The following is a 3,476-nucleotide window of genomic DNA, read 5'->3' as shown; positions in this document are numbered from 1 at the left end:
CCAGCGCCGCCGTTCCCAGCCTCGATCTCGGCATAGCCAGCCGCAAGCATCCGCTCGCCGCTCTCGGTCTCGATCAGATAGAACCGACGCCTCAGCGAGATGCACCCGAGCGGGATCACGATCACCGCCATCAGGGTCGCGACCCCGGCGCCAAACAGCAGGCTGACCGCCATGCCCTGGAAGATCGGATCGTCGATGATCGCCCAGGCGCCGGCCATCAGCGTCAGCGAGGTGATCAGGATCGGCCGCATCCGGATCTCGGCACCATCGATCGCCGCCTCGCGCACCGGCTTGCCACGGGCGACCTCGATCTTGACGAACTCGACGATCAGGATCGACTGCCGCACGATGATGCCGCCGAGCGCGATCATGCCGATCATCGAGGTCGCGGTGAACTCGGCGCCCATGACCAGATGCCCCGGGATGATGCCGATCAGGGTCAACGGGATCGGCGACATGATCAGACCGGCGATGGCGAAGTCGCGGAACTCCCAGACGATCAGGCCGTAGATCAGCAGCAACGCCGCCATGAAGGCGATGCCCATGTCGCGGAAGGTCTCGTAGGTGACCGTCCACTCGCCCGACCACTCGAAATCGGCCACCGCATCGGTCTTCGGCGGGCCAATGAGTCCATCCGGCATCCCGCTCATGGTCTCGCCCGGCCCGGGCGGGTCATAGCCTTCGAGCAGGTCTTCGACCGCGAACATGCCATAGATCGGCGCGCCGAGTCGGCCCTGCATCTCGCCGATGACGTATTCCATCGGCCGCAGATCCTTGTGGTAGATCGTCCGCTCCTCCGGCTGGCGCACGAAGCGCCCAAGCTCGGCCAGTGGCACCGTGCTGCCATCCGGCCGGCCAATCGGCAGGCTGCCCAGCGCGGTGATCTCGGAGCGATGCGAGAGCGGCACCTGGACGACGATAAAGGTCGGCTCCTGGACCGTGCCGCGCTTCACATCGCCGACCTTGGTCGCACCCAGGGCCATCGCCAGATTGCGATTGACGGTGTCGACCGAGATCCCGCGCCGCACCGACTTCTCGGTATCGACCTCGAAGCGCCAGGCGTCATAGGGCTCGATCAAATAATTGTCGACATCGACCACGCCTTCGGCTTGCTCGAACATCGCCGTCATGTCTTGCGCGACCTGGCGGCGGATCGCGCTGGTCGGGCCGTAGATCTCGGCGACCAGGGTCTGCAGCACCGGCGGCCCCGGCGGCATCTCGACCACGGCGATCCGCGCACCGAGCCGATCCGCCAACGGCGTCAACAGCTCCCGCGCGGCGACCGCGATCTCATGGCTCCCGCGCTTGCGCTCATGCTTATCCTTGAGCAGCACCAGCAGATCGCCCTCCCAGGCCTGCTCGCGCAGATAGTAGTGGCGGACCATGCCGTTGAAGTTGAACGGCTGCGCGGTGCCGGCATAGGTCTGGATCGCCACCACCTCCGGCAGCTCGCGCAGGGTCTCCGCCAACCGACGCAGCACATTGGCGGTCTCCGGCAGCGCGGTGCCCTCGGGCATGTTGACGACGACGCTGAACTCCGGCTTGTTGTCGAACGGCAGCATCTTCACCGGCACCACCTTGAAGTAGAACAGCGTGCAGACCAACGCGGTCGCGGCGATGGTGCCGATCAGGAACGCCTGGCCCAATGTCCGCTGCTCGATCAGCGGCATCACCAGCGGCCGGTAGAACCGGCTGACGAGCGCGCGCGTGCGCTGCTCGCGCCGCTCGGCACTCGCCAGGGCCTTCAGCCGCGGGCGCACGCGCAAGGCGAACCAGGGCGTGAAGACGAAGGCGGCGATCAGCGAGAAGAACATCGCCGAGGAGCCGAGCACCGGGATCGGGCGCATGTAAGGCCCCATCAGGCCGCTGACCCAGCCCATCGGCAGCAGCGCGGCGATGATGGTGAAGGTGGCGAGGATGGTCGGGTTGCCGACCTCGTCGACCGCGGCGACGGCCTCGGCGATCGAGGTCTTGCCGACCTCCAGCCAGTGCCGAAAGATGTTCTCGACCACCACCGTCGCGTCATCGACCAGGATGCCGATGGCGAAGATCAGCGCGAACAGGCTCACGCGATCGATGCTGTAGTCGATCATCCAGGCCCACCAGATGGTCAGCAGGATGACCACCGGAATCACTGAGATGACGACGATCGCGGCGCGCAACCCAAGCCCCACCAGGCACAGGATCGAGACGATCAGCGCCGCCTCGAACATCGCCTGCAGCAGCTCGTTGACCTTATCGTTCGCGCTCTGACCGTAATTGCGCGTGACCTCGACCTGGACGTTGGTCGGGAGCATCCGCTGCTCGAGCTGGGCGAGCTTCTCCAACACCGCCGTGGCGACCGTCACCCCGTTCGCGCCTTCCTTCTTGGCAATCGCAAGCGTCACCGCTTGGGCGCCGTTCGCCGGATGATCGCCTCGATAGGCCGAGCCGGTCAGATGGGTGACCACCTGCTCGGTCTCCTGCGCCAGCGCCCGCACGCGCGCGACATCGCGGATATAGATCGGCCGCCCACCCTGGCGACCGACCACCAGCCGTTCGAGATCGTCGGCATCCTGCAGGAAGGCGCCGGAGTAGACCTTGTACGCCGTGCCACCGCCCTCGGTGGCGCCGGTCTGGGTCTCGGCATTGGCGCTGCGAATGGTCTCGGCGATGTGATCGAGCGTGATGCCATAGCCGGCCAGGCGCTCCATCATCACCTCGACCCGGATCCGCTCCTCGCGACCACCGACGACGAAGCCCTTGCCGGTCTCGGGCACCGAGCCGAGCTGCTGCAACACATCCAGCGCCAGGGTGCGCAGCTGGCTGTCATCGACCTCATCGGACCAGAGCGTCAGGGTGACGATGGGCACATCGTCGATACTGACCGGCTTCACCAGCGGCGGCTGCACATCCGGCGGCATCCGGTCCATGTTCGCCTGCAGCTTGTCGTGGACCTTGACCACCGACTGGCCCATGTCCTCGCCGACCTTGAAGCGCACGGTGACCAGGGCGCCGCCACGCTGGGTAACGGAGTAGACGTGGCGCACGCCGGTCAGCTCCATCATCAGCTGTTCGAGCGGTGCGGTCACCATGCTCTCGACCTGCACCGCCGAGGCGCCGGGGTACTGGACGAAGACGTCGATCATCGGCACCGAGATCTTCGGGTCTTCCTGGCGCGGCGTGAACAGCAAGCCAAGCAGGCCGATGCAGAGCGCCCCGATCAGCAGCATCGGCGTGACCGGGGTGTTGATGAAGGTGCGCGCGATGCGACCGGAGAGACCGAGCGAAGCGCTTGCCGCAGGGACATCGCCCTGCCCCCGCAAACCGGCGCCTGCAGGGAGCGAGGATCTCGCGTTCTTGGAGTCGTTCATGCGGTGCGCTCGCTAAAGAAGCCGGGCACTGCATCAGCCCGATGAGTGGCTCTCACCTGTCGTGACAGGCACTCGTCACTATAACCGACAGGACGATCGCGACAAGCGTCTTGTCAGCCTGAG

1 protein-coding gene is annotated in these 3,476 nt (G+C 66.1%); it reads right to left on the bottom strand.

The genetic code is table 11. The features are described from left to right. Positions 1–3,353 (bottom strand): efflux RND transporter permease subunit (locus ACLFQI_RS12630; protein ID WP_410759833.1); only part of this gene is annotated, 3,353 nt, incomplete at its 3' end. Positions 3,354–3,476: the final 123 nt, after the last annotated feature.

The organism is Halochromatium sp. (assembly GCF_046541315.1).
GTDB lineage: Bacteria > Pseudomonadota > Gammaproteobacteria > Chromatiales > Chromatiaceae > Lamprobacter.
Note: the sequence above shows the minus strand (reverse complement) of the source record. Positions and strands in the feature narration are given on the sequence as shown.